This is a genomic window from Pseudoalteromonas umbrosa (assembly GCF_030125375.1).
In the GTDB taxonomy this organism is placed as follows: Bacteria; Pseudomonadota; Gammaproteobacteria; order Enterobacterales; family Alteromonadaceae; genus Pseudoalteromonas; species Pseudoalteromonas umbrosa.
The window spans coordinates 582054-608972 of sequence record NZ_JASJUU010000001.1 but is presented as its reverse complement, the minus strand read 5'-3'; the positions used below and the strand labels follow the sequence as shown (position 1 = coordinate 608972).

The window sequence follows — 26919 nt, the reverse complement described above, 5'->3', positions numbered from 1 at the left end:
CTACAAACACTTTTAAATAACATTCACAGCTCTTTACTTAAGGCAACCTTTATTTGTTGTTAACTTGTAACTCCCACATAACTAAAACAGCTTATAAATAAAAGTTCTATCAACATTGAGAAGGTAATTTTGCGGTGCGAGAAAGTAAATTCACCAAAACACAAATAGTCGGCATGATTAAAGAAACTGAATCGGGTGTGTCTGTATCAGAAGTATGCCGCAAACATAAATCTGTTCAAATCTTAGCCATTTGGACCTAACTAATATGAGTTATTAAAGCCCATCCAGCTCTTTAATCGTTTAAAAGATAGCGGCCTTTGCTTCAAGCTTTTTAAGTCCCGCTGAAAAGTTTGGCATTTCAGCATGGTTGATGATTGCTGTAGCTTTCTTATCCATACCTCGCACTACCTCGCACTAAATAATCCCTTAAAGCAGCAATGATACTGTCACTGCTTATTCTAGTAACTCGGACTATTCGGGGCTTTGCGTTCCTTTAAACTTGTATTTCATGAAATAGTTATGAGTTAAATCATAGCTATTTCCCACTCATGTTTAGTTTTACGTACAAGCCATCTCTATGAGATAATGCCGCTTGGTCGTTTTTTTATTTATTAGATTTGCGCATTTTGCATCTAATAGCATTTTACGGCCATATACACACTTACAAATTTTTTATACACACATTTATACACCCTAATGTGATGTCGTGAGCGTGATGAACAGATTGAGTAAAGCAGCATACTTTATATAAGCCAATGATTTTATGACAAATAATGACCAAATGAAGAATCAAAACAATAACGAAAATATCCCCACAATCTATTGGCACGATTACGAAACTTGGGGGGCAAGCCCTCAAAAAGACAGACCCAGTCAGTTTGCAGGCATCAGAACCGATTACGACTTAAACATTATTGGCGAGCCGCTTATTGAGTATTGCCAACCTGCACCAGATTATTTGCCTCACCCAGAAGCCTGTTTAATCACCGGCATTACACCGCAACATGCACTGAAACACGGCTTGCCTGAAAGCGAGTTTATGGCAAAAATTCATGCCGAGTTTAGTAAAGCAAATACCTGTGTTGCAGGTTACAACAGCATTCGCTTTGATGATGAAGTAACGCGTTACAGCCTTTATCGTAACTTTTACGACCCATATGAGCGCGAGTGGCAAAATGGCAACAGCCGTTGGGATATCATTGATTTAGTCAGAGCTTGTTATGCATTGCGCCCAGAAGGCATTGAATGGCCATTAAAAGAAGATGGCTCTCCAAGCTTTCGATTAGAAGAGCTCACTGTTGCTAATGGCATTGAGCACAGCGCTGCACACGATGCCCTGAGCGATGTCACTGCAACCATTGCCCTTGCTAAATTAATCAAAGAAAAACAACCAAAGCTTTATCAATTTTTCTTTAACTTAAGAACCAAAAAGGCACTCACTGACATTGTTGATGTGTTTAATATGCAGCCTTTAGTGCATACCTCATCACGCATCCCTGCAACACAAGGCTGCACGACTTGGATTGCGCCAATGAGCTTTCACCCAGTTAATAAAAATGCTGTGGTGTGCTTTAACTTAACGCATGACCCCAGCGTGTTAGTTGATTTATCTGTTGAAGAGCTGCGAGAGCGACTATATACCAAACACGCCGATCTTGAAGAAGGCATGCTGCCTGTTGGGCTAAAGTTGGTGCATTTGAACAAGTGCCCTATCATTGCCCCTGCAAAAACCTTACTGCCAGAAAATGCAGCAAGGCTAGGTATTGATAGAGAGCAATGCTTGGAGCACTTAAAGTTTTTAAAAGCACACCCAGAATTGCGTGATAAAGTTTCTCAAGTATTTGCTGAGCAAGGCGACTTCAGTGATACAACCAACCCTGACTACCAGCTTTACAACGGGTTTATCAGTAAAGCTGACAAAGCCAAACTAGCGATTGTTCGCAATGCCTCACCGGTTGAGTTAGGCAGTTTATCACTCGAATTTGAAGATCCGAAATTCCATACTTTATTGTTTAGATATCGCGCAAGAAATTGGCCTGAAAGCTTGTCGCAGTCTGAATTAGAAACATGGAGAAAGTACTGCCAAGGTAAGTTAATGCACGGTGAAGACAACCCATCAATCAATGCACAAGATTTCATGCTGGCACTTGAAAACCTTGTCTATGAGCACGAGGGGAATGAGAAAAAAGTCGCCATACTCAAAGCGCTTTATCACTACGCACAGAGCTTATAAGGAAAAAGAGGCTGTTTAACAGCCTCTTCTAGATGAAATTATAGGTGCGATTCATACACCGCAAGCGCCTGCTCTAAATCTGCAATTAAGTCTTCAACATCTTCCAGACCGATATGCAAACGAATAATCGGTCCATGCTCCCAACCTGTGGATGTTCTTAATGCGGCCATTGAGCGATTCGCTGTTACCAAGCTCTCAAACCCACCCCAAGAAAAGCCCATCTTAAAGTGATGTAAGCTATCTAAGAAGCGATTAATGGCTTTTTGATTTCCGTCTTTCATTACAAATGAAAACAAGCCATTACTGCCATCAAAGTCACGCATAAAGTGTTCATGACCTGGGTTTGAAGGCAATGCTGGATGGCGAACATGATCCACAAGCGGATGCTGCGCCACCCACTTTGCAACCTCTAGTGCACTTTTCTCATGCTGCTGCAAACGCACCGGCATCGTACGCAAACCACGTAGTGCAAGGTATGCATCATCTGCCGATGTGCACTGGCCTAACAAGTAAGAATTTTCTCTAAGTACAGGCCAATATTCTTCATTAGCAACCGCCACACCCATCATCACATCAGAGTGACCAACAATGTATTTAGTCGCAGCTTGAATACTGATATCAACACCATGGTCAAGTGGACGATAATGCCAGCCATTACCATATGTATTATCTAACATGGTCATTAAGCCATGTGCTTTGGCTTCTTTAACCAGTGCAGGGACATCTTGCACTTCCATGGTAATTGAACCCGGTGATTCTAAAAACAGCACCTTGGTATTATCTTGAATAAGCGCTTTAATACCCGCACCAATCATAGGATCATAATAGGTTGTGGTGATCCCAAGGCCAGCTAAAATCTTGTCACATAAGTCACGAGTTGGTTCATAAGCAGTGTCTACCATCAATAGGTGATCACCGGCTTTTAAAAATGACAGTAAGCTTTGGCTAATGGCCGCTGCACCACTTGGATACAAAGCGCACCCTGCACCATTTTCTAATTCAGTAATGGCATCTTGCAGAGCATAATGGGTGTTTGTTCCTCGGCGACCATAAAACAAAGTGCGATTGCCGCGCTCTTTAATCGCTTCATGCATATCCGCGACAGAATCAAAAACAACGGTCGATGCACGTTGCACAACCGGGTTCACGGTTCCTTGAGTATATTGAGACTTTCGGCCTGCACTGGCTAATCTAGTATTTTTTTTCATTCGTTACTCTTTTTCTGGAAGTTGACGCCAATGTTCAACTAAAAAACGTGAGATTGAGTCAGGTCTAGTCAATTTAAAACCGGGCGCTTCATCATCCCATTGACCAAAAGCATCAAGGTCGGCCCTTGAGAACCAATGTGCTTGCTCTAGTTCATCCTGCTCAACAAAAATATCTGTGGTCTTGGCGGTTGCGATAAAACCAAGCATTAAAGACGATGGGAAAGGCCATGGCTGAGACGCCAAATACTGTACATCATCTACAATAACACCCGCCTCTTCTTCTACTTCTCTGGCGACGGCTTGCTCTAACGTTTCACCTGGATCAACAAACCCTGCAAGCGTTGAGTAAACACCTTCCGGCCAAGCCTCTTGACGACCTAATAAACATCGTTCTATGCCATCTTTAAATCTATGCGTGACCAGCATGATTACAGCAGGATCGGTTCTTGGGAAAGTCATATGCTTACAAGCTTTGTTTGTACATAGCCTAGCGTGACCCGCCTCGACAGGAATATTTTTGTGACCACATCGTCCGCAATAGCAATGGGTTTTGTGCCAATAACTTAAACCCCGTGCTAAAACCCCAACAGAGCCACTCACGCGCTCAAGCTTGGGGCCTACTTTTCTCATGTCAGCGAAACGATACTGCCCATCATTATGGTCTTCAGTACAAACACCTAGTTGTTTTTGTAACTCGCTTAAATCAATGCTGGATACATCTAAAGCAAAATATGAGAACTGTTCATCTTTACCTAAAAAGATGGCATCCCGCCTATCAAGGTGCTCTATTTGTGACTGCTGAATAAAGGCCAACTCGGTTAAGTCGGCTGAGAATAGATTTTGATCATGATGAATGAGCAACCAACGGCTTTTCTCTCCATATTGAGTTAAAAGCCAGTTTTTATCTTTACGCTGAGCTGACGCTCTATCTAGCGTCATTTGTGTATAGTACAACAAGCACTTTGTCCTTTAATGTGGGTTACCTAATCAAAGCAGAAGCCCATTCTTGATTGAATAATTGAGTCCTGTGCTACAAAAAGCATATTAAGTGCAGCCAAGCAGTCATTATTTAATCAAAGAAAACACGACTATTAATGTACAAAAACTAATTTTAGTTTCTATGCTGTCACGCTAACAATAGTCACGTTGTTTGCCAAGTATTTAGGCAAAAAAAAAGCCCTTTCGGGCTTTAAACTACAGTGTGAATTCACACTACAGAGAGGCAAGATGTGCTTGAAGCTTTTGGTTCTCAGCTTCGATGTGTTTGTAAAACTCAATATTGTCCAACTTGCTGGCCGCAGCTTCATCAATCACGATGACCGCATCACGGTGCAATTGCAGCGCTGATGCAGGGCATGACGCCGTTAATGGGCCTTCTACTGTCGCTTTAATCGCTTCAGCTTTGTTTTCGCCAGTCGCTAATAACACTACTTTTTTCGCATCTAAGATTGTACCTATACCCATCGTGATTGATAGGTGCGGTTGGTACTCATCTGGACCAAAGAAACGTGCATTATCGTCAATCGTTTCTTTGGTTAGAGTTTTAACACGTGTTCTTGAAGTTAAACCTGAAGACGGCTCATTAAAACCAATGTGTCCATTACGACCAATACCCAATAATTGAACATCGATACCGCCGGCAGCAGCGATATGCGCTTCATATTCTTGGCATGCTTCAACTGGGTTTTTAGCATTACCCGGTGGTACATGAGTATGGTCTTTATTGATATCAACATGATTGAACAGTTGTTCGTTCATGAAATAGCGGTAGCTCTGAGGGTGTGTACCCTCTAAACCTAAGTATTCATCTAGGTTGAACGTAATCGCATCTTTAAAGCTGATATCGCCCTGCTTGTTCTTCTCGATAAGGTTTTGATACAAAGCAACAGGTGTTGACCCCGTTGCTAAACCCAACACCGACTCTGCTTTGCGATTTAATTGTTTTTCAAATATATCTGCACCATAAGCAGCGACTTCAGCAGCATTTTTTAAAATTACTATTTGCATGATATTAAAGCTCGTTGTTGAGTTTGAAATAAGAAAAATGGGATCTGAGCCCTGCTTCGCGTGCAATCAAAACAAGGTCAGATCTAAACCTAATTGGGATACACTGTATTAGGTTATTACCATTATGACAACGCTGTCATTATTATCAGAAAAAAAGTCTTTGTAAAGTAAAAGTGAAGAAAAATTTGTATTTTTTTTGAGCCAATAAAAAAACGGCCATCAAAAGATGGCCGTTTTTCTCAATATTTTACATGTTAAACGCTGACAAATATTTTGCGTTTATACATCCAGTGTAGAACCAGTAATTGCACAAGTAGCAGCGCAATAACAGCAAACAGAGGCTGCCAATCAGGCCCAACCGCATTGATAATGCCACCAAACACACTCTTACTGACAAATTCCCAATTTACCAAACTCGATGCTAAATAAATAATGATCGAGTTAGCCCCGATGATAACAAATGGATACGCAAATCTTTGCCCGTTCAGAATATCCACCAAGGCAAAAAATACTGCGAGTAAAATCGCACTCCAGCCGACAGTTACAAGTACGAAAGAGCTTGTCCACAATTCTTTATTCACTGGGAATTGTAAATGCCACAACCAACCAAGAGCGACACTCAATGCACCTGCACCAAATAACCATCCTGCTGTTTTCCACTGCCCAAGCTTATCTGCACGTGCTATCAACTGCCCTGCAAACACCCCAGCTATCGCATTCACTATGGCAGGAACACTCGATAGTATTCCTTCAGGATCTACAGGTCTATTTTGATAAGTAATACCTGGTAGTAAGTTTTGATCAAACCAAGCATTCCAGCTATGAGTACCTGGTGCGGCTAATTGACCAGCACTGCCACCTGGGACTGGGATAAAGTTGAGCAGTACCCAATAACCAACCAAAATTCCACCAGCGACAATACCCGTCGTTCTGAGGCTTGTATGCCACACCAACATGGCGCAGAAGAACCATGCAATGGCAATGCGACCAAGTACACTAGAATATCTAATTTCATCAAGCGCTAACGGAATACCTGTACCCCAGCCATGGTTGTACATAATGCCCAAGCCACACAGTAAAAACAAACGCTTCACTGCTTTTTGATAATAAGGTTTGCGCTCATTAAGAGGTAAATGGTCAATGCGCTTTGGGCTCAAGCCCATGGCAACACCAGATAAAAATATAAATAGAGGAAATATTAGGTCGTAAAATGTAAACCCATGCCAAGGACTATGGACAGTATGTGCTTCAAATAGTTTCCAGCCTTGCCAGCCAGTTAACACAAACAGTGCCGCGAAAATAGATTGACCGCCTAGGATCCAAAACATGTCCATGCCACGTAGTGCATCCAATGAAGCCAAACGTTGTTTTTTATTCGTCATCAATACCTTTCCTGTAAAAACAAAAAATCCCCGCTAAACTGCAGCGGGGTTTTTTACCCAGGGAACTTTAAATTTCTTTTCCGCCAATGAAGTTACTCAGAACTTCTTGACTGTTGTTTAATACTACAAAGTCTGCATCAGCCCCTTCTAAAAGGTGGCCTTTGTCAGATAACCCTAAGTATTGAGCAGGATATAGTGAGGCCATTCTCAGTGCCTCAGTCAATGTTACATCAAGTGTGTTAACGGTGTTCCTGACAGCACTTGCCATATCAAGTACACTGCCCGCCAACTCACCTGTTGTTGAATTTAATCTATCACCCGTTCTAATGACCTTTCGACCATCAAAAAAGTCGAATTCCATATCATTAGTGCCAACAGGTGGCATTGCATCCGTCACCAACATGATTTTACCACGTTGCTTCGAACGAATAGCAAGCTTTGCAGATGCAGGATGTACGTGATGACCGTCAACAATAAGACCACACCACGAATTATCTTCCCAAAGCGCAGCGCCAACAACGCCCGGCTCTCTTGATGTGTAAGCCGACATTGCATTGAATAAATGCGTAAAGCCATCAACACCAATTTCAAGTGCAGCCATGGTAGTTTCATAATCTGCATTTGAATGGCCGACACTCACTTTAACACCTAAGTCAATTAGGCGTTTTATGTCTGCAAGCGGTACCGTTTCCGGTGCCAAAGTAACCATTTTTATACCAAGATCTTGCCTCGCATAAATTGCAAATTCATCTTCAGAAATTGGCCTGATATATTGCTCGCTGTGAGTTCCTTTTTTAGGGTGCGACAAATGCGGCCCTTCAAAGTGAATTCCTACTACTCCGGGTTCACCTTGTGCAATTGCTTGAGCTGTTGCATCAGCTGCACGTGCCATCACCTCGACTTTATCTGTGATAAGTGTAGGCATCAGCGCCGTCGAACCATACTTAGCATGCGCTGTGACAATGGTTCTCAAACATTCAACTGTTTGTTCTGCATTAAAAAAGCCACCACCGCCACCATTTACTTGAACATCAATCAAACCAGGGGCAACTAACCCTTCTAGATTTTCAGCTTTTTCTTCACAGCTTTCAGTCGCAAAAGAGATTTTTCCATCAACAACCAAAAACTCAACATTGTTTTTTAATTTGTGCCCATCAAAAAATTGACTCGCCAAATATTTTTTCATTCTCATACCGCCTTTTCAGACTGCTGCTCGACACTTTGGATTGCAAAGAAAATTGCGCCCATTTCAGGAGGCTGTTTTGGAGATTCAACAATCTTTGCAATTTCAGGGTCTAACCACTTACGTAATGGTTCAGATAATCCACCGATCATAGATAATCGTGGTGGGTTATTTTCCATCAATCGGTGCGCCAATTTACTAATATAGTCAGCACCATCTCTTACAATATTCAATGCAACTTCATCGTTATCTTCAGCTGCAGCAAGCACAAACCTTGCTAGTTGTGCATAACTACTCGATGGCTTACCGGCCATTTGTTCGGCAATACCCATAGCTGTTGTGGTATTAAAGTGTTGTTTAAGCGTGTCACTTAATGAGGTTGTTGGACCAAGCTTGTCGATAGAAAGCAATGCAGCTTTTACAGCTTCAAGCCCCATCCATGCACCGCTGCCCATGTCACCTTGTGCAAAACCATGACCACCATAATTCACGGAAACACCATCAACCATTGCAAAGCCGCAGGATCCAGTACCTGTAATAATTACGGCCCCATCCCCACCTTCATGAGCGCCAATACAAGCAGTATGAAGATCGGTTGTTAAAAACATCTGCTTAAATGGATGATCCCATCGCATTATTTTTTCATGTAGTGCGGGCAAATTAACGCCTGCTAGGCCAAGGCCCGCATAGAGATTATGAACTGCTTCAATTCTTAGTCCTGCATCCTGCAGTGCCAGTTGAGTCGATACCATTATCGACTCAATGGTTCTTTCAAAACCATGAAGAGGATTAGCAGGCCCACCGAGACCAGTTCCCAAAACGCCGTTTTTAATTGAGTAGATGGTGGCTCGGCATTTTGTACCGCCTCCATCAATACCTATATACAACTGGTCTTGTTCAACCTGTTTAGCCATCATTAAGCGACCCCTAAAAAATAAGATATGAACGCGAATTTATCCGCGACACAGTATTCAGTCATGTTGATTTGATGTTACACAATAAATGACAGCGTTGTCATTAAGTTTTTTATTATTTTTTCTCAGTTTGAGAAATTTTAATATTGCACACTTTGAACTAATTGTCAGGAAAAATTCAAAAAACAGCCATATTCAGATACAAAAAAACGGCCTAAAAAAGACCGTTTTTATTTTAAAAGTCAGATAGTTACTTAACGCCCAACTCTCTGAGGCGTTCTTGCAAATATGAGTCTGCAGTATAACGCTCTGATAGTACAACCTCTGGTTTAGGGTGTAAAAACAGCGGCAATGAAATTCGAGATTTATCACTCGCTTTACCCGTTGGGTTGATCACTCGGTGAATTGTAGATGGGAAGTAACCACCTGATGCTTCTTGCAACATATCACCTATGTTGATGATCAATGAACCAAAATCACATGGTACATCTAACCAACTGCCATCACCTCTTTGAACTTGCAATCCAGGTTCATTTGAAGCTGGTAATACAGTCAATAGGTTAATGTCACCATGTGCTGCAGCGCGAATTGCGCCAGGCTCTTCGTCTCCAGTCATTGGTGGGTAGTGTAAAACACGTAATAGTGTTTGATCTGAGTCTTTGATCATATCTTTAAGATCGATCGAAAACTTAGCACGTACATCTTCAGGTGCTTCCGCTTGAACCCAGCTTAATAGCTCAGCTGCAAATTCATTTGCAAGGCGGTAGTATTCTCTGATTTCAGCTTCAAGCTGAGCAGGAACGCGGCCTTTTGGATAAACGTGAAAATATTCCTTAATATCTTTTACAGTAAAGCCTTTAGCGACTTCTGAAACTTCCGGTGGGAAATAGCCGTCTTGAGTGTCCTTGTCAAATAGGAAGTCGTGCTTTTCTTCTGTGTAGAAGAACTCTTGCCAGTTTTTATATATAGACTCTACAAGCTCTTTTGGGATTGGGTGGTTTTTAAGTACACCAAAACCTGTATTACGAAGAGACTCAACAAATTCTTTTGCTGCTGTAGATGACTTATAGTCAACTGTAGGTAGCTGTTGCATAATGGTTCCACCAATTTTTTTGCGTGACTTCAATTCAAAACATTAATCATAAGAATTATTTATAATTAATACTCGAACAAAGATATAATATCTTTGCCCGCGAGCTTAGTGAAATAAAACCTCCCACATAAGGACTTATGTCCTCATTGATAGTGATAATTCTCTTAGATTGATTCAGATCAACCTGAATTTATTGGTATTTCAATCTGCCACTCCAAACCCCTCCCCTGCTCACTGAGGTGATAAGTACCATTCAGGGCACTGTCAATTAAATTGGCCGTAACAGACGCACTTAATCCGACATGGCCACTATTCCCACGCTTGGTGGTAATAAAAGGCTTGAGCAATTCATCAATCGTGATCCCTTGCAGTCCTTTGCCATGATCATAATACAAAAAGCAAATGTTCTGGTCCTTTATTGAGACTTCGATAGTAAGTGCTTTGCCCTCAATTAATTCTGCATGCGCCAAAGAGTTATCTAATAGACTATCAAATACATTCAGTAAAATGTCTCTATCAGCTTCAAAGTTCATATCTACTGAACTTATTTCGAGCATCACGCCTTGTTTTGACCAAGCGCTTTTTAAATCGTTTAAAAAAGAAATGGTATTTAACGGTTCAGATGAAGTCGGCCTCTCAATTTGCGCAATATCTTTCAGTACTTTTACGAATTTAGCTACACGCTGAAGATTACGCTCGCACAAAGCAACACCTTGCTTTGAATCATCCAACCCATCTTTGAGCTGCTCAGCACTGAGTGTTTGATTATCAAATGACTCAATTAACTGAGTCAAAACGCCATCAAAGTGCGTCGATGCCGTGATTGCTGCACCTAATGGTGTATTTATTTCGTGAGCAATGCCCACAACCATTTGATTCATCACTTGAGATAGCTGCTGTCTTACAGCTAACTTATTGGCTTCGATTAACTTGAGCTGGGTATTTACTCTAGCAAGTACCTCTGCAGGTTTGAACGGTTTAGTGATGTAGTCAACTCCGCCAACTTCCAATGCTTCAACAATCTGATCTGTTTCTCGCTCTGCGCTGACAAAAATAACTGGAATATGGGTTGTACTTGATGATTGTTTGAGCAATTTACATAATTCCAATCCATCCATATTTGGCATATTAATGTCAGAAATAATTAATTCTGGTAAATGTGCTTGAGCAATTGTCATTGCTACTTCACCACTAATGGCGGCATACACTTTGTGGCCTTCATTACGTAATATCAATTGAAGTATTTGTAAGTTCTCAGCAATGTCATCAACAATGAGAATATCTGCCATCTTCGCCACCTTCTTAATTTAACTTGTTCCCTCAGCCAAAGCACAGCGCTTGTTAATTACGAGAGCACGACTATGGTTAATATTAGTCAAGTTTCGGAAAGTAAGTTATGTCAATAAAAACAATGTTCCATTCGTTTTTCGTACTACTCCCCGCTCTTCTTATTATCAGCCTCATAGTGATGTCTAATTGGGAAAACGAAATGGGCTCTCATGAGCAACGTATTGAGCAGCTCAATGAGCAATTTGAAGTGTTAAATCAACTCAACACGATGAACCTTTCCTTGTTTTTTAACATCAATGGCTACCTTAATAGCGGATTAAGCGAACAAACATCGATATCAATTAAACAGCAGCTCATTAACTCAAAAGTATCATTAGAGGCACTACAATCAAAACTAGCAAATTATCCAGAACAAAGTGACTTAACATCTGCATTCAATGCCTATGTCGTCATGCAGTCTGTATATGAAACGCTCGATTCAACCCCAAAAGTTAGCGCCCAAAACACCGCGTTGCTAGAGGTGCATCAGCACACAACGAGGGCCATTAATGTGGCCCTAAAGTCGACTAAAAACCAGCTACAAAATGCCAAACAACAATTGCACGACGGTAGCAGTAACCTACTATTTTACCTCTGGGTGAGCTTAATCTCCTTATTACTATTCGCACTTTTCATTTTTTACTACTTAAACAAACGCTTGATAACACCCTTTACGTTACTTCATCGCGCATTTTGTATAGACAAAAATTACAACGGTCGCAGTATCTCCTTGCCGGCAGAACTTAGCGGTGAAGTAGCTGATATTGTGCAAGCGGTTTCCAAAACCTACCAAAAGCTCGATGAACGTGCTGATACGGCAAAAATAAGACATGCATTCAGTGAAGATATTCGCCATTGTAGTTCTCCCAATCAAATGAGAACCGTTGCGGCAAACTTTCTTGCTGAGCATTTTCATAGTCCCAGCGTAGCCATATACCGGTATGAAGATGACCACTTTATTCAGCAGTCTTTAGTGGGTTTTGCTGCATATTTTGACGAGCAATCGATTCAAGTAAAGAAGCTTATCTCAGACCAAAGTTCGCAAGCTTTTATCAGTGACGGACAAAATGCAGTATTGCATAAAGACGGTTTAACACTTGAAGTGCACACTATTTTATATATCCCTTTAGTTATCAACGAAGAGCTTTCAGGCGCCGTCGTTATTACATTTACCAGCCCGCCAAAAGAGGTGCAAAGCCACTGTTTAAAACTTTTATGCGAAGACTTAAGCATTCAGTTACGACTCAGTGAGAACACCCAAAAGCAAGTAGAGGCCGAAAATGCACTGGCAGCCCATTTAGAATTAACCCTACACATTATTAACGCCATTCCTAATCCTACTTATTATCGAGATAAAAAAGGGATTTTTATGGGGGTTAACAGAGCTTTTCTAGCTTTTATTGATAAGTTTGAAGTTGAAGTCACAGACTCTCATTTAAATGATGTTTTTGACCAGCAAACTGCGGCTTATCTAGATGCCAAATCACAGCGCACCATTGAAGAAAAAGACGCGCACTCCTTTGCGCTTGCAATGGAAAACAGTCTTAATGAACCCAGAGAGTTGGTAGTGTATGAGGCACCATTTTTTGACAGCGCCGGTGCAGTAGGCGGTGTCGTTGGCACCTTTTTAGATGTCACTGAGCGCAATGAGTTAGAACGACAAATGCTCACTGCGAAAGAAGAAGCTGACAAAAACGCGCAAATTAAAGGCGAGTTTTTAGCGAATATGAGCCATGAGATCCGCTCTCCAATGAACGCCATTATTGGTATGGCACATTTAGCGATTAATTCAGATCTGAATCCGAAGCAGCTTGGCTATGTTACAAAAATTGATTATGCTGCAAAACAATTACTTAAGCTAATAAATGACATTTTAGATTTTTCTAAGATTGAGGCTGGCAAAGTCGAAATCGAGCATATTCCATATGAATTGGATAAAGTTCTCGATAATGTCACCACTATAGTTGGCCTTAAAGCACAAGAAAAGCAGCTCGACCTGGTATTTAATGTGCCAACAGACATACCTAACAACTTTATTGGCGACCCACTTAGGCTCTCACAAATTCTCATTAATTTGGCGGGCAATGCGGTAAAATTCACCGAAGCAGGCGGTGTTACCTTAGCTATTAACGTTTTAGATATGCAATCAGAACAGGTCAAATTAACTTTTTCAGTGAAAGATACTGGGATAGGTATGAGTGCAGAGCAACAAACCAAGCTCTTTCAATCCTTTTCTCAGGCCGATACATCCACCACACGAAAATACGGCGGTACTGGACTCGGACTAACGATTTCTCAACAATTAGTGAAGCTACTGGGCGGAGAAATTTTCGTTGAGAGTGAACTTGGTTGTGGCTCACAGTTTTATTTTACCTTGCCAATGGAAATCAACAACTACGCCTCAAAACCCGTTGAAAAATCGCATACTTTCAGTGGTAAAAAAGCCTGTGTGATTGATGATAATGAAGATGCACGAGATATTTTAGAAACTATGCTCGAATCTCTAGGGTTTGAAGTGACATTATTTGAGAGTGGTAAACACTTTATAGACAAGTTAAATCCTTCGACCAGTCGCTACGACATTATGTTCGTGGACTGGCATATGCCCAATATCAATGGCATAGATACTATTGAGTACTTAAAACAAAACGGCTTACAAAATTACTTTGTATTGGTTACCGCTCATGGCCATGAGGTTGGCTTTAAAGAGGCGCATCAAAGCATGATAGATAGCATGCTCTTCAAGCCTTTTAACCCTTCAAGTCTGCTTGACTGTTTACAGGAGTGCTTTGGCGCTAGCACAGCCAGCCAAACAACGAAAAAGCCAGTTGATAATCAACAGGCGCTTAAAGACTTAAAAATACTGGTTGCCGAAGATCAGCCTGTAAATCAAGAAATTGCAGTAGAAATTTTAAGCTTTCATGGCGCACAAGTTAGCGTCGCGTGTAATGGCGAAATGGCACTCAAAGCAGTACAAGATAATCACTATGATATTGTACTTATGGATATGCAAATGCCAGTTATGGACGGCGTAGAGGCAACAAAAGCAATCCGCCAATCAATCCCTAATACCCATTTGCCTATTTTAGCAATGACAGCAAATGCAATGGGCCCGGATATTCAGTTATGCCTAGATGCAGGTATGAATGGTCATGTCGCTAAACCGATTGATGTGGACGGCCTTATTAGCTCGATTCTTGAAGCTCTTGCCCTGCAAACATCAAACACGCCAGAGATTGAGATTGAAGATATACCAGAACATTCTGAAAAAGACATAGATATTGTTTTAACCGGTATCAATATTGAAGAAGGTGTAGAGCGTGCTGCAAATAATGAAGCCATTTATTTTAAGCTTTTAAATAAATTTATTTCTCAGCAAGTCGAAGAAGTCATCAACTTACAACAGTCAATTAGCATGGGAAATAAGGAGCTTGCATTGGACATACTCCATGCCATGAAGGGGGCTGGCGCAAACCTGTCCATGGATTACTTCTCAGAAATAGCAGCTGATATAGAAGAGAAAGTAAAATCCGATAATATCGATCTAGCGCAGCTCGAAACACTGGCTAACTATATCAGTGATACAAAAAATAAAGCCGCCTTACTACTTCAACAAAGTCACATCCAAAATACGCCAACACAATCCTTTTCAATCGGTGAATTTGCTCAAGCATTAAAAGAGTACGACTCAAAAGCGACGGATATGGTTGAACAACTTGAAACTAACGACGAACTGGATGAGGAAACAGTTAAAGAACTCAAAGTGATGATATCTAGGTTTGAATTTTCAGAGGCATATAACCTATTGCAAAATACAGTGGGTGAGTTAGAAAGCGAATAAAACATCATGCAGCTTATATTGACTGCATGATGTCTTACACCAAAGATCTTATAATCCTAGCTCTGCCATAAAGTCATCATCAGCAGCATCTTCTTGTGGCTCAGCTGGTTTTGCAGCCTTCGTTTTTGCAGATGAAGAAGTCTGGTTTGCAATAATATCGTCCGGGTCTACCGCTTCTGCAATATCAAAATCATGGAGCTTAATAAACTCAGTCTTATCCATTGCTAGCTCAAGATAGAATATATTTTGCCCTTGCGTCGTGAATGTAACTCGTCTTGCTTGTGGTCTGTCCATGGTTGTATCAACGGAGATTTGCACCTGCTTATTAATTGCCATCATTTTCGGCTGGTTTTGCGTAATTGAGGTATGTAATTGCTCTCTTACTTTACCTGTAAAATCACCAACAATTTGGTTCATCAATTCACCCATCACATTTGATACATCGTCAGATAGGTGACTTTGTGCAATTTCACTCTCCGGCATGCCCATGTTGCGCATGTAATCTTGGTAGATTTCCATTGCTGCCTGAGCTGTGAAGTTAGTCACAACGAGTCCTGTAAACCCGCCATCGAACAACACAAAACAGCCGATATCCGGTCGCATGCAGGTACGCGTGATCTTTTGAACCATCGCCGAATATGAAATTTGGTTTCCACTCGCTGATGAAAGCACTTCAGTCACTGAGTGACACAAGGTTGATAGGATATCTTCTGTACTGACAACTTTATTTTTCGCCATTTTTTATCTCATTTTTTACTTCTTATGACTAATAGTAGCCAAGCTACTCAATTTATCACTGACTATCCAGTATAAAATGCTAAAATAGCGAGATTATTTTTGTATGAGAGTAGTATTGTGACTGGCAAAGACAGTATTTATGCCGCAGAGCAAGAAGTAAAAGACTTTACATTTGACGCAAATGTCGTCGAAGTGTTCCCAGACATGATCCAAAGGTCAGTTCCTGGATACGCCACAATGGTCAGTACGATGGGTAAACTTGCAGGTCAGTTTGCGCAAAGTAATTCAAATTTGTATGACTTAGGGTGCTCTTTGGGCGCTGTGACGCTCAGTATGCGTCGTAACATAGACAAAGAAAACTGCCAGATAATCGCCATTGATAACTCTGCGCCTATGGTTGAGCGCTGTAAGTTACACCTCAAAGGCTTTAAATCAGAAGTGCCTGTTAATGTTCAACTGGGTGACATTAATGACATCCAAATTGAAAATGCCAGTGTGGTTGCAATGAACTTCACACTCCAGTTCATCCCGCAAGATCAAAGACAAGCCGTACTCGAAAAAATCTTTGCGGGCTTAAAGCCCGGTGGTGTTTTGCTTTTATCAGAAAAGATCAAAGGCGAAAACGATACCAAAGATAACTTGTTAATTGATTTACACCATGATTTCAAACGCCAAAATGGTTATTCCGAATTAGAGATAAGCCAAAAAAGAACCGCAATTGAAAACATCATGCGCACTGACGCCCTTAGCACCCATAGAGAAAGACTAAGCAATGTCGGTTTTTCAAACACGCAAGTGTGGTATCAGTGCTTTAACTTTTGCTCAATGGTCGCAATAAAATAACGAGGATATTATGAATACTTGGTTTAATGACTTTTACGCAGCCATTGCGAAAAACCAGCTCAGTCATTGGTTAGATACTTTGCCAGCCCAGTTAACACACTGGCAAAAAGAAGCACAACATGGTGATTGGCCAAAGTGGGAAAAGGTCCTTAAAAACTTACCTGAGTCAACGACAAAACACATCAACACCGCTGATCGGGTCGAGTTTGGTTTAAGCGATGAGCTTTCAGAAGGCCATACAAAACAGCTTACCCATTTACTAAAGCGTATGATGCCATGGCGAAAAGGCCCCTTCAATATACACGGTATTCACATTGACACTGAATGGCGAAGTGATTGGAAATGGGACAGACTGCTCCCACACATTAGCGACCTGCACGGTAGAACCGTTTTAGATATTGGCTGTGGCTCTGGTTACCACTTATGGCGTATGAAAGGTGCTGGTGCTGACTTTGTAGTCGGTATTGATCCGTCAGATCTGTTTTTAAGTCAATTCCAAGCGATTAAGCACTTTAACCCAGACCCAAATGTGCATTTACTGCCATTAGGCGTAGAGCAGTTACCTGAACTTAAAGCATTTGATACGGTATTTTCTATGGGGGTGCTTTATCACAGACGCTCACCGATAGACTTTTTAAGCCAATTACGCGCGCAACTTCGTAAAGGTGGCGAGCTTGTACTTGAAACCTTAGTGATCGAAGGCGATGTTAATACTGTGCTAGTCCCGACTGATCGCTATGCAAAAATGCGTAATGTCTGGTATATCCCAAGCTGTGATGCACTCAAGCTGTGGTTAGAGCGCGTTGGCTTTAAGAACGTTCGTGTTGTCAACAAAGACACCACTTCATTAGATGAGCAGCGCAAGACTGAGTGGATGGAAACTGAGTCACTTGCAGATTTCTTAGATCCACTAGACCCAAGCAAAACAATTGAGGGTTACCCTGCTCCACTGCGCGCTATATTCATAGCTGAAGCATAATCTTACTAAGTTATCGAGATTAAAAAAGCCGCTCAATTGAGCGGCTTTTTTTATTTATCCAGCAGGATAAATGTAGCTTGATTGTAGACCTAGTGGAATACTTAAACCCCAATAAGCCAACAAGAAAATACTCCAACCGATTAGGAAGGCGATTGAGTATGGGATCATCAGTGCTATCAAAGTACCGATACCTGTGTTCTTCACATACTTTTGACAATAAACCACAACAAGCGGGAAGTATGGCATAAGCGGTGTGATAATATTCGAGCTTGAATCACCTACACGATAAGCGGCTTGCGTCAAATCAGGTGATAGACCAAGTTGCATCAGCATTGGAACAAAGATAGGGCCTAGCAACGCCCACTTAGCAGAGCTTGAACCAACAAATAAGTTCACAAACGCAGTCAAGAAAATAATCCCTACGACAGTCACTGAACTTGGTAATGCTAGCGCTTTAAGTACCTCTGCACCTTCAATCGCAAGCAATGCACCCAAATTAGATTGGCTGAATGCACTGATAAATAGCGCACAGAAGAACGCCATTACAATGTAGTAAGCCATGCTGCCCATTGATTTACTCATGGCATCAATCATGTCTTTAGATGATTTAAAGGTACCGACTAAGAAGCCATAAACCGCACCAGGCACCCAAAACAGTAAGAAAATAAGCGGTACAATAGATTGCATAAGCGGCGCCGTAAATTCAGTCAGCGAGCCGTTTGGACTGCGTAGTGCTGAATCTTCACCACTTGCTGCGTAAACCAATAATGCAATGCCTGATAACATCACACCAGATGCAGCTAAAAATGCACGCTTTTCTTTCGCGTTTACTTCATCAAAAGAAGGTAAGCTGTTCGTGTCACCATCTATCTCAGTATTTTTAAGACGTGGCTCAATAATTTTATCAGTAATGTACCAACCAAGAAGAATAATGAATAAGCTCGAAGCTGAGGTAAAGAACCAGTTGTTCAACGGGTTAATTGCAATCTCAGGATCGATAATATGTGCTGCGCTTTGTGTAAAGCTCTGCAGTAACGGGTCGATACCTGATGGGATGAAGTTAGCGCTAAATCCACCACTTACACCTGCGAACGCAGCTGCAATACCTGCAAGTGGGTGACGACCCATGGCATAGAAAATGACACCAGCCAATGGAATAACCAATACATACCCTGCATCAGTTGCTGTGTGGCTCACAATCGCAATCAAAATAATTGATGGTGTCAATAATGCTTGAGGTGTGCGCTTTAGCATCAATTTCAAGCCCGTGTTAATGTAACCAGAGTGCTCAGCAACACCAACACCTAACATCGCAACTAATACAACACCCAAAGGTGCAAATCCTGTGAACGTCTTAACCATATTGGCTAAGAAACTGGCTAGAGAATCACCGCTTAATAAGTTATGAACAACGATAGCTTCACCAGTACGCGGGTCTATCGCATCAAAAGTCGTGCTTGAAAAAATCCAAGAAAGGAACCATATCAGCAGCATAGCTGATAAGAAAATGATTGCAGGATCAGGGAGTTTATTCCCTACACGCTCGATCCCGTTAAGAAAACGTGCAACTGCCCCACTCGGCGCTGCCGTTTCAGGTGATTGACTCATAATTATTCCCAAACAGTAAAATTATCTAACCTTAACTTAACAAAGCGAATGAAAGCAATAAAACGTCCCTGAATTACCAACTGGTTGATTATTTTACAGGCAAAAAATACAAATTTAATACCATCAGCACAAAAATTAGCAGGTACGACTATACTCATCTAACGTCAGTGCAATTACCTATATTTGATGTTTAGCATCGAGATGGAAGAACTATGATAGAAATAGATAATGTTGTTCTTAATGATGTAGAAAAAGGTTTTTCCCTTCCACCGAAACCAGAATTACTTACTCACTTACATGAACTCTTACAATCAAGTGAGCCTGAACTTGGCCAAATTGCAGATCTCATTGCCACAGATGTGGCGACTTCAGCCGCAGTATTGAAAGTGATTAACTCCTCATCATATGGCTTTTCACGGACAATTACTGATATTCGCCAAGCGGTTATGTTTCTCGGTTTAAACAGTGTGACTCATCTTGTTACAGGGTTTTTATTAAAACAAGCATTTGATCAATCTCGGTGCTGTATAAGCTTGGAAAGGTTTTGGGACACCGCAAATGAGATATCTGAAGTCGCAATGATCATTGGCCGCAAAATTCCTGTGAAAATACCGCTAGAAAGTCTTCATATGCTCGGGCTATTTCACGATGCGGGTATTCCTGCTATGGCATTAAAGTTTGATGATTATGCAAACGTACTCTCTTGTGCCAACAGCAACTATGACATGTTATTGGTAGAACAAGAAGAAGCGATATACAACACCAATCATGCGACCATTGGGTATTTTCTAGCAAACAGTTGGAATCTGCCCAAACCCATATGCAAACTCATACTCAGGCACCATGATATGGAGTTTTTTAAAGAAAACCACGACATAGAACACGTATGCACCATGGCAACGCTAAAAATGGCAGAGCATTTAGTACAAGTGAACAAACGTTTTGTCTCAGTGCCCGACTGGGCATATATAAAGACAGATGTACTTCATGTTTTGGAACTAGATGAAGACGCCTATCAAGACATAAAAGATGACGTAGAAGAAATCTTTAACTAAACACCGATTTTTTGGCATGTTGCGTAATCATTTTTGACACATACATGCCACAGCCTACACAAGTAAAACCTCCTATCTTTAACCCCCAACATTCAAATTTTAAATAAATGTAAATGAAAGTGCATTTAACTCTATGATTATGAGTTTAAAACGATTAGAATAGTAAGTTCCAAAATTAACTACAAACTGGGTGTTTTTTCAGCATCGGTCATCTCTCCGGCAGCTGATAAAAGGAAATAAAGTGCAGTATTCAGACCTAAAAATTGCAATAGTCGACGATAATAGCGACAACATTAGATTTTTAGAAGCTTTGCTAAACAAGCAGGGCGTGTCTCATGTTCGCTCTTACCGCTCAGGTAGCGCTTTTGAGCGATCAGCAAAACAAAATACCTATGATATTGTTTTTTTAGATAACCAAGTTGATACCATAAAAAACCTTTATGATCTTGTTAGCGAACTTGTGTACAACGAAACATTGCCGCCCATAACCAGACTTGTGTATATGGCAAAAAGGCAAAGTGCATTTGACTACGCTTGTGAGTATCCATTTCATAGTAACCAACTGCTGGAAGTACCTTACACTCCTCAAGATCTCGCGACAATATTAAAAGAGCATACTCTCCAAGTTAAAGAATTTAAACTTGCTTACCAATTTATCAGGGCAAAAAAGTACAAAAACGCATTATTAAAACTCAAAGAGTTACGTAAACAAGAGTATCCAAACTATTTAAAAAAAGCGCGTAATCAACTGCTTGTAAACTTACTGCTTAAACTTGGCCACTATTCATTAGCAAAAAAGCTGCTTTTGCCTTTGGCTGATCGCAATATCCAGTGGGCAAAGTGGTCTTTGTTTCATGTCAACTATGAGCTAAAAGATTTTGAAGCATGTAAAGGTTTTTTATCTGAACCCCAAACGCGGCAAGATTACCCCATACGTGTTTTTTACTGGCAAATATATATCGCATTTCAGACCGATAACCGAGAACTAGCGACAGCTCAAGTACTTGCATTTCCTATTGAAGATATGTCACCGAGTATGTTCAGGCTAAGTCTAATGGTATTACATGTGTGTAAAGAGCATGATGCTATTGATAATTTAATTAGGCGAAAAGAGCGCGCTTATAGTGAAGACCCAGCTCTGTCTACCCTGCTCTCGGCCCTAGCTATTAAAATTCGCTTTTTAGAAACATTGGATAACAAAGAAAAAATTGAGTCTAAAGTACTTAAATCAATCCAAAATGATTTGAAATCAGCCATTACTCGACACGCTTCAAATATGCAAAAGTACTGTCCTGATGAGTTCAATTTGCTTTTAATTATGATGATGTTGATTGAAGGTAAAGAAGTTGATGCTAGTGCAAAACTTTTGCAACTAAGTCACAATACGCTAGACGATCCAGGTTCGGCTACGCTTATTGCGTACTTATTTTTCCTCGTAAAGGATCTGGAACACGCCAGAGAAATGCTATTTAACGCTCATAGAGCACTTGGCAAGCAGCATAGAAATAGCCACTATGTCTTGGCGGGCTTAATGCATAGAGAAGTATTCGCTAAAATTTACCAAGAGGAATCAGACCAACAAGAAGCTTATATGCAGTTTGCCACTCGGTTGTTTGATTCTGGTGAATATAAAGACACCATCAAGATGTGTAGTAAAGCGCTCAGAAATGGGATTAATGACCAAGCGCTGAATGACTTATTATTGCGTTCAAGCCGTGAAGCCGGATTAAAAGAGCAAGACTATATTCATTATTTACAGCAAGCAAAGCCAAGGCAAACGGTCGTAAGCTAACTCTTAATAAGCTCCTTACTCTCATAAACACCCTGTTACAAACAAATTTTAACTATTTTATTGCCTATAAACTCATCAGGGAAATTGTACACTCAGTCGTAAAAAGCTTGCGGGCCTTCTACTAGCCTGCATAGACTGTTTTTGAATTAAAAACCATAAGAAGAAAACATGTTCAGAAAAACACTCCTAAGTACAGCCTTAATTTTTACCACTTGTAGCGTATTCGCAACCCCCCTCATCCTCAAAGCAGACGCTGCACTTGATGTCAAATCAGGAAAGCTCATTACACCTGCGACTATCGTCATTGAAGATAAAAACATTGTTTCAGTCTCTCAGCATACACCCAAAGATACCGAAAACTCTGATACCAAAGTCATTAATTTAAAGGGTCATACATTGGTGCCTGGGTTATTTGATATGCATGTTCACCTCACAGGTGATGCATCCGTGCATGGCTATGAAAGGCTGCGACGAACTGTTCCTCGTTCGGCGATTACAGGGGCTATAAACGCCAGACGTACGCTAGAAGCAGGTTTTACATCAGTCAGAAATTTAGGTGCCTCAGGCTATGCAGATCTTGCTATACGTGATGCTATTTATGATGGAGACATATCAGGACCTCGAGTATTTGCATCAGGTCCGGCCATAGGTATTACCGGTGGACATTGTGATATTAATGCATTTACTCATGAACACAGAGTTATCTCTGAAGGTGTCGCAGATGGCCCTTGGGCAGTTCGTCATAAAGTGCGAGAAAATGTGAAATATGGTGTTGATGTTATCAAATTCTGCGCAACAGGCGGTGTTATGTCAACAGGCACCAAAGTAGGTGCTCAGCAGTATTCGTTTGAAGAAATGGAAGCGCTTGTGAATGAAGTGCATATGCGAGGGCTCACGGTTGCAGCGCATGCCCATGGTACAAATGGAATAAAATCTGCGATCCGAGCAGGTGTTGACTCTGTAGAGCATGTCAGTTTTTTAGATGATGAGGCAATACAATTGGCATTAAAACATGGCACTTACTTCTCTATGGACATATACACGACCGAGTACATTTTAGGAGAAGGAGCAAAAGCTGGAATACCTGAAGAGAGCCTCCAAAAGGAGCGACAGGTTGGTTCAATTCAGCGAGAAAGCTTTACAAAAGCAGTAAAAGCAGGTGTTAACATGGTTTTTGGCTCAGATGGTGGTATTTACCCTCATGGAGACAACGCTAAGCAATTTAGCCGTATGGTCCAATTTGGCATGACCGAACTGCAAGCGCTACAAGCAGCTACCATTAACTCGGCAACGTTACTGAAATTGCAAGACCACCTTGGGTCTTTAGAATCTGGTAAACTTGCTGATATTGTTGCCGTTCCAGGTAATCCACTAGAAGACATCAAAGTAATGGAAAATGTCGCATTGGTCATAAAAGATGGCAAAGTTGAAGTGGATAAACGCTTATAGAAATAAGCGTTCACATATTTATATAATCTGGATAGATATCTCAGGATATCTATCAACCCTAGTGCTTTATATGTTACCTATTAAGCGTCTAATACGCAGATCCAACGCTAATTTTCGCACACTATATACAGGATCTTTACTCCGTCCTAATAAAAGTGGCCCAGTAAGGTTTCCCCCCTCCAAAATAGTCACATAGTAAATAGATGACCTACGAATGTTATGATCAGGATGATGCTTTGCTGCCCAAGAAAACAGCTCTAACGTCTCTCGCCCTTGACCGGGTAACCAAGCCAATGTATATGGAATACGGTTAGCTTTTCCCTCTACTGCCGTATATATAAGTGCTTCTGATAGCGCATTACGAATATCAGGAAGATGCTCCCCTAACCTGTTGAACAATTGATTTCTTTTTGGTGGAAATCCACTTTCTTCGTCATGTATGAATTGAATTTGTACAGCTGCAAATGCTTCTGCAATTTTAATTCTCTGCATTTTATCTGGGTGAGAAAATAAACGCATCAACTCATCATCGTACTGCCCCGTCATAACTGCTTTGAAGACCAAAATTTCCTCATAAGTGTAATCTTCGATCAACGCTTCTAGATCTGGTTTTTCTACAAAACGCCTATCGAATTCAGTACGAGGCAATGGCTCAAGATACTCGATGTGTTGCAAGTATTGCTCAACGAATAAAGGTGGAGCTTTGTACACAATTGGATTTGTACAAAAACCTGCTAATGCGTGAAAATAAAAAATACCCGCAGCTATCGCTGTTATACTGACTGATAAACATAACTTTTTTAATGAAAAACCGATTACCATATAAACTCCTTGCTTACACTTAAAATTCGCCTAAGCACTTATAAGTAGTGCGTAAACTTTATGAGGAATTTATATTTGGTCGCCAAAAACTACATGACTTGCCTATGATTTCTTATGATTTCAAGCTGATTTTTTGCTACAAAAATCTAAGTCTGACACTTGTGTAACAACAAGTAGATATATGCACTACTAACCTTAGTAAAAGTCGAGTGAGTGTACTTGATATGACACTGCACTCTTAAAGCTTTTGATAGCGCAGTGTCAATAAGATAGATAACGACAAATATATATTTACATTATGAATAAAGTATTTGTGTTTAAAGGTTTTTAGGCTTCAGCGTACAAATAAATGTCTGAAAGTTGTAAGCCATAAAATACAACAGGCACAAGAATGATACTTGCAATAATAAATGATAGCGTGAGTGATTTCTGACCTTTGCTCTTAACAAACTTCAAGCCAAAAGTAACCGCCAACAGTAAAGGGAGTAAATAGTGTACTTTGATTAACGGTACTAATACAAACAGTCGAGTTACTTCAACTGGATTAGGCAAATCATAAGCTTGGATCACCAGAGGGGCCCCGATTAAGGTTCCAAGGGCCAATGTTGTGACATAAAGAAGTATTAAGAACCACCAAGGCGTGGTTTCAATAAATTTGATCATATTTCTGCTTGTTCAACCGTAAATTAACGCAACATCACAGGTTTCTCATTACACAAGGATTGAGTTACCCACTAAGGGGGCTAATTTTATTTCATATACAACGTATGTAAACAGTTAAATCAAAACAAGTTGAATTCCCCTGTAAATTTATCTAAAAAACAAATTCAACTATATGCTTATAAATCGTTACCGGTTTAAAAATATAATTAATAAAATCAATAAGATAAAAGCCAGCTTGACAAACCACCACTACTTTAAAAAACTGCCCGTCGATCTTTTTGTAAGTTCAATAACAGGCAGTTAATTATTAAGACCCCCTCTACTTGGTAAGTAAGATCGTATCTAACCTAAAACCTGCTTTTTTGTCGTTTACCTTCAATACAATTTCTTCTCTGCCATCAAGGTTGATATCATGGCTATAAATATCTGTTGAAGATGCTGGCAAAGCACGCTTTATACGCTTTGCTCTGCGCGATAACCCTCTTTTGGCATCTCCAAAATAAACTTTAAGCTCATTGGTGTCTGCTCTTACTAATAAATCGGTTAAGCCGTCACCGTTGAAGTCTTTAAAAATAATGCCTTTGCCTGCACCGCTACTTGATTCATTCATATTCATTGCGATTTCAAAGCTTTTCTTTGCAGCCGCTTTTTTTGAAAATTGGTTGTCGCTTTTTCCTGTAAAGATACTAATCGAGCTATCGAGCATCACCTCTTTATTGTCCATCGCAGCGCTGGCAATTGAAAGGATATCCATAAAACCAATATCGAAAGAGATCACTGCCAAATCATCTAACCCATCTCCATCGAAGTCACTAATATTAGCGATACCGCTCGTTTCTTCTAAAGTCAGCTCAATATCAGGGCTGTCTTTAAAAACTAACCCGTTGCTTGTCTGCTGTGAAAAAAAGACCCGATGAATACTCTCACTGTCCAAGTCCTTTTCTTTGCTTGTATCCTCTGACAGGCTTTCTATCGTATGAATGTCAGGGTAGCCATCATTATTAAAGTCACTTAGTTTCTCAATTCGCTGCTTGCTGCTTTGTTCAAACGTAACGAGTATTTGCGGTTTTACGCTAGGGCCATGGTCTGTCGATGTAAAATACTGAATCATTTTTTGCTCATAGAACATCAAGTCATCGATCCCATCCCCATTCACGTCAGCCAATATAGGAAATTGAGGCAATGTGTGGCTGATCGTCAAATTTTTCTCAGTAGTATGCGTCACTGTTTTGGCACGTAAAGGCAGTGATGCTTTGGAAAACTTACCTGATTTCTGTTGGATATAAACATGCTGTTTTTCAATGCCCGGTAAATAAAAATCAGTCAAGCCATCGCCATTCGCATCTAGCGTAAATTCTTGGTGTTTAAATTTCGAAAAAGCCCCAGATTTAAATACAGAGTCAATTTCAATCAGCTTGCGTGCTTCAGTATCATTGACGTGAAAAATGCCCTGCTCAGTTAACACAAATGCCTGCCTCCCTTGATGACTTTTAAGTTTGCCAAGGCTATAGATAATCGGCTTTTCGGGTAACGCTAATAAAGTGACCTTTTGAGTCTTAAGGTCTATTTTTTGTAAAAAAGCAGAGTCACCATTACCGGCTACAAAGGCAGAACCAGTGTCTGACATAATAAGCCTGTCATCGGCTTCGTGTTGTAAATCAATCGAGTCGCCTGCGTAAGTTAAGCTGCTAAATACAGCTAAAGTGAGTAATTTTTTCATATTAGAAGTCCATTAAAAATACGTGCTATTCATCTGTAATAGTAAGATAAAATTTAATAT

General features: G+C 40.6%; 20 protein-coding genes and 1 pseudogene. 8 read left to right on the top strand and 13 right to left on the bottom strand.

Annotated elements, in window-relative coordinates:
* Positions 1 to 134 precede the first annotated feature (134 nt).
* Both QNM16_RS02620 and sbcB read left to right on the top strand, forming a co-directional pair.
* Positions 135 to 227 (top strand): annotated as a pseudogene (locus QNM16_RS02620) (transposase); the annotation flags it as partial.
* Positions 228 to 763: 536 nt separating this feature from the next.
* A complete protein-coding gene (sbcB, locus tag QNM16_RS02615; RefSeq protein ID WP_284019035.1) occupies positions 764 to 2233 on the top strand; it encodes an exodeoxyribonuclease I in 1470 nt (489 codons plus the stop codon).
* A gap of 38 nt (positions 2234 to 2271) precedes the next feature.
* On the opposite strand, the gene QNM16_RS02610 is transcribed toward sbcB, so the two are convergent.
* From QNM16_RS02610 to QNM16_RS02575, 8 genes are all read right to left on the bottom strand, one after another.
* On the bottom strand, positions 2272 to 3441 hold the full coding sequence (locus QNM16_RS02610; protein WP_284019034.1) for a cystathionine beta-lyase: 1170 nt from the start codon (positions 3439 to 3441) through the stop codon (positions 2272 to 2274).
* Between the two features lie 3 nt (positions 3442 to 3444).
* On the bottom strand, positions 3445 to 4398 hold the full coding sequence (gene nudC, locus QNM16_RS02605) for an NAD(+) diphosphatase (RefSeq protein WP_284019033.1): 954 nt from the start codon (positions 4396 to 4398) through the stop codon (positions 3445 to 3447).
* Positions 4399 to 4653: 255 nt separating this feature from the next.
* Positions 4654 to 5448, bottom strand: a complete 795-nt coding sequence (gene nagB, locus QNM16_RS02600) for a glucosamine-6-phosphate deaminase (protein WP_039609051.1) — start codon at positions 5446 to 5448, stop codon at positions 4654 to 4656.
* A gap of 254 nt (positions 5449 to 5702) precedes the next feature.
* Positions 5703 to 6830 (bottom strand): transmembrane glucosamine N-acetyltransferase NagX, encoded by a 1128-nt coding sequence (gene nagX / locus QNM16_RS02595; protein ID WP_284019032.1) that lies wholly within the window; start codon positions 6828 to 6830, stop codon positions 5703 to 5705.
* Between the two features lie 67 nt (positions 6831 to 6897).
* Positions 6898 to 8022 (bottom strand): N-acetylglucosamine-6-phosphate deacetylase, encoded by a 1125-nt coding sequence (gene nagA, locus QNM16_RS02590; protein ID WP_284019031.1) that lies wholly within the window; start codon positions 8020 to 8022, stop codon positions 6898 to 6900.
* Entirely contained in the window at positions 8019 to 8930 is a 912-nt protein-coding gene (gene nagK / locus QNM16_RS02585; RefSeq protein WP_284019030.1) for an N-acetylglucosamine kinase, read from the bottom strand. The genes nagA and nagK overlap by 4 nt, the downstream gene beginning before the upstream one ends.
* A gap of 247 nt (positions 8931 to 9177) precedes the next feature.
* The gene (locus QNM16_RS02580) at positions 9178 to 10020 is read right to left on the bottom strand and encodes an isopenicillin N synthase family dioxygenase (protein WP_039609055.1); all 843 of its coding nucleotides are present in this window, start codon (positions 10018 to 10020) and stop codon (positions 9178 to 9180) included.
* Between the two features lie 179 nt (positions 10021 to 10199).
* The gene (locus tag QNM16_RS02575) at positions 10200 to 11309 is read right to left on the bottom strand and encodes a hybrid sensor histidine kinase/response regulator (RefSeq protein ID WP_284019029.1); all 1110 of its coding nucleotides are present in this window, start codon (positions 11307 to 11309) and stop codon (positions 10200 to 10202) included.
* A 107-nt stretch (positions 11310 to 11416) separates the two neighbouring features.
* On the opposite strand from QNM16_RS02575, the gene QNM16_RS02570 reads away from it, so the two are divergent.
* Complete coding sequence (locus QNM16_RS02570) at positions 11417 to 15190, top strand: response regulator (protein ID WP_284019028.1); 3774 nt, start codon at positions 11417 to 11419, stop codon at positions 15188 to 15190.
* A gap of 48 nt (positions 15191 to 15238) precedes the next feature.
* On the opposite strand, the gene QNM16_RS02565 is transcribed toward QNM16_RS02570, so the two are convergent.
* Entirely contained in the window at positions 15239 to 15928 is a 690-nt protein-coding gene (locus tag QNM16_RS02565) for a DUF3334 family protein (protein WP_284019027.1), read from the bottom strand.
* A 117-nt stretch (positions 15929 to 16045) separates the two neighbouring features.
* Between QNM16_RS02565 and cmoA the strand changes: the two genes are divergently transcribed.
* Together cmoA and cmoB are read left to right on the top strand one after the other, a co-directional pair.
* Positions 16046 to 16771: a carboxy-S-adenosyl-L-methionine synthase CmoA gene (cmoA, locus tag QNM16_RS02560; RefSeq protein ID WP_284019886.1), complete on the top strand. Its 726-nt coding sequence runs from the start codon at positions 16046 to 16048 to the stop codon at positions 16769 to 16771.
* A gap of 10 nt (positions 16772 to 16781) precedes the next feature.
* Complete coding sequence (cmoB, locus tag QNM16_RS02555; RefSeq protein WP_284019026.1) at positions 16782 to 17750, top strand: tRNA 5-methoxyuridine(34)/uridine 5-oxyacetic acid(34) synthase CmoB; 969 nt, start codon at positions 16782 to 16784, stop codon at positions 17748 to 17750.
* Positions 17751 to 17804: 54 nt separating this feature from the next.
* Here the strand turns inward: cmoB and QNM16_RS02550 are convergent, their stop codons facing one another.
* On the bottom strand, positions 17805 to 19358 hold the full coding sequence (locus tag QNM16_RS02550; RefSeq protein WP_284019025.1) for an AbgT family transporter: 1554 nt from the start codon (positions 19356 to 19358) through the stop codon (positions 17805 to 17807).
* Positions 19359 to 19570: 212 nt separating this feature from the next.
* Between QNM16_RS02550 and QNM16_RS02545 the strand changes: the two genes are divergently transcribed.
* The 3 genes from QNM16_RS02545 to QNM16_RS02535 all read left to right on the top strand — a co-directional run bounded on the left by QNM16_RS02545 (position 19571) and on the right by QNM16_RS02535 (position 23654).
* Complete coding sequence (locus tag QNM16_RS02545; protein WP_284019024.1) at positions 19571 to 20413, top strand: HDOD domain-containing protein; 843 nt, start codon at positions 19571 to 19573, stop codon at positions 20411 to 20413.
* A 241-nt stretch (positions 20414 to 20654) separates the two neighbouring features.
* On the top strand, positions 20655 to 22205 hold the full coding sequence (locus QNM16_RS02540) for a response regulator (RefSeq protein ID WP_284019023.1): 1551 nt from the start codon (positions 20655 to 20657) through the stop codon (positions 22203 to 22205).
* Positions 22206 to 22373: 168 nt separating this feature from the next.
* Complete coding sequence (locus QNM16_RS02535) at positions 22374 to 23654, top strand: Xaa-Pro dipeptidase (RefSeq protein ID WP_284019022.1); 1281 nt, start codon at positions 22374 to 22376, stop codon at positions 23652 to 23654.
* A 66-nt stretch (positions 23655 to 23720) separates the two neighbouring features.
* On the opposite strand, the gene QNM16_RS02530 is transcribed toward QNM16_RS02535, so the two are convergent.
* The 3 genes from QNM16_RS02530 to QNM16_RS02520 form a co-directional block, all read right to left on the bottom strand.
* Entirely contained in the window at positions 23721 to 24476 is a 756-nt protein-coding gene (locus tag QNM16_RS02530; protein WP_284019021.1) for a hypothetical protein, read from the bottom strand.
* 327 nt (positions 24477 to 24803) lie between these two features.
* Positions 24804 to 25139: a hypothetical protein gene (locus QNM16_RS02525; RefSeq protein ID WP_284019020.1), complete on the bottom strand. Its 336-nt coding sequence runs from the start codon at positions 25137 to 25139 to the stop codon at positions 24804 to 24806.
* Positions 25140 to 25458: 319 nt separating this feature from the next.
* Positions 25459 to 26859, bottom strand: a complete 1401-nt coding sequence (locus QNM16_RS02520) for an FG-GAP repeat domain-containing protein (protein ID WP_284019019.1) — start codon at positions 26857 to 26859, stop codon at positions 25459 to 25461.
* Between the last annotated feature and the right edge of the window lie 60 nt (positions 26860 to 26919).

Excerpts from the sequence above, each read along its gene's own strand:
- sbcB (WP_284019035.1), top strand. The coding sequence starts at position 764 with ATGACAAATAATGACCAAATGAAGAATCAAAACAATAACGAAAATATC.
- QNM16_RS02610 (WP_284019034.1), bottom strand. The coding sequence starts at position 3,441 with ATGAAAAAAAATACTAGATTAGCCAGTGCAGGCCGAAAGTCTCAATAT.
- nagB (WP_039609051.1), bottom strand. The coding sequence starts at position 5,448 with ATGCAAATAGTAATTTTAAAAAATGCTGCTGAAGTCGCTGCTTATGGT.
- nagX (WP_284019032.1), bottom strand. The coding sequence starts at position 6,830 with ATGACGAATAAAAAACAACGTTTGGCTTCATTGGATGCACTACGTGGC.
- nagA (WP_284019031.1), bottom strand. The coding sequence starts at position 8,022 with ATGAGAATGAAAAAATATTTGGCGAGTCAATTTTTTGATGGGCACAAA.
- nagK (WP_284019030.1), bottom strand. The coding sequence starts at position 8,930 with ATGATGGCTAAACAGGTTGAACAAGACCAGTTGTATATAGGTATTGAT.
- QNM16_RS02580 (WP_039609055.1), bottom strand. The coding sequence starts at position 10,020 with ATGCAACAGCTACCTACAGTTGACTATAAGTCATCTACAGCAGCAAAA.
- QNM16_RS02575 (WP_284019029.1), bottom strand. The coding sequence starts at position 11,309 with ATGGCAGATATTCTCATTGTTGATGACATTGCTGAGAACTTACAAATA.
- QNM16_RS02570 (WP_284019028.1), top strand. The coding sequence starts at position 11,417 with ATGTCAATAAAAACAATGTTCCATTCGTTTTTCGTACTACTCCCCGCT.
- QNM16_RS02565 (WP_284019027.1), bottom strand. The coding sequence starts at position 15,928 with ATGGCGAAAAATAAAGTTGTCAGTACAGAAGATATCCTATCAACCTTG.
- cmoB (WP_284019026.1), top strand. The coding sequence starts at position 16,782 with ATGAATACTTGGTTTAATGACTTTTACGCAGCCATTGCGAAAAACCAG.
- QNM16_RS02550 (WP_284019025.1), bottom strand. The coding sequence starts at position 19,358 with ATGAGTCAATCACCTGAAACGGCAGCGCCGAGTGGGGCAGTTGCACGT.
- QNM16_RS02545 (WP_284019024.1), top strand. The coding sequence starts at position 19,571 with ATGATAGAAATAGATAATGTTGTTCTTAATGATGTAGAAAAAGGTTTT.
- QNM16_RS02535 (WP_284019022.1), top strand. The coding sequence starts at position 22,374 with ATGTTCAGAAAAACACTCCTAAGTACAGCCTTAATTTTTACCACTTGT.
- QNM16_RS02530 (WP_284019021.1), bottom strand. The coding sequence starts at position 24,476 with ATGGTAATCGGTTTTTCATTAAAAAAGTTATGTTTATCAGTCAGTATA.
- QNM16_RS02525 (WP_284019020.1), bottom strand. The coding sequence starts at position 25,139 with ATGATCAAATTTATTGAAACCACGCCTTGGTGGTTCTTAATACTTCTT.
- QNM16_RS02520 (WP_284019019.1), bottom strand. The coding sequence starts at position 26,859 with ATGAAAAAATTACTCACTTTAGCTGTATTTAGCAGCTTAACTTACGCA.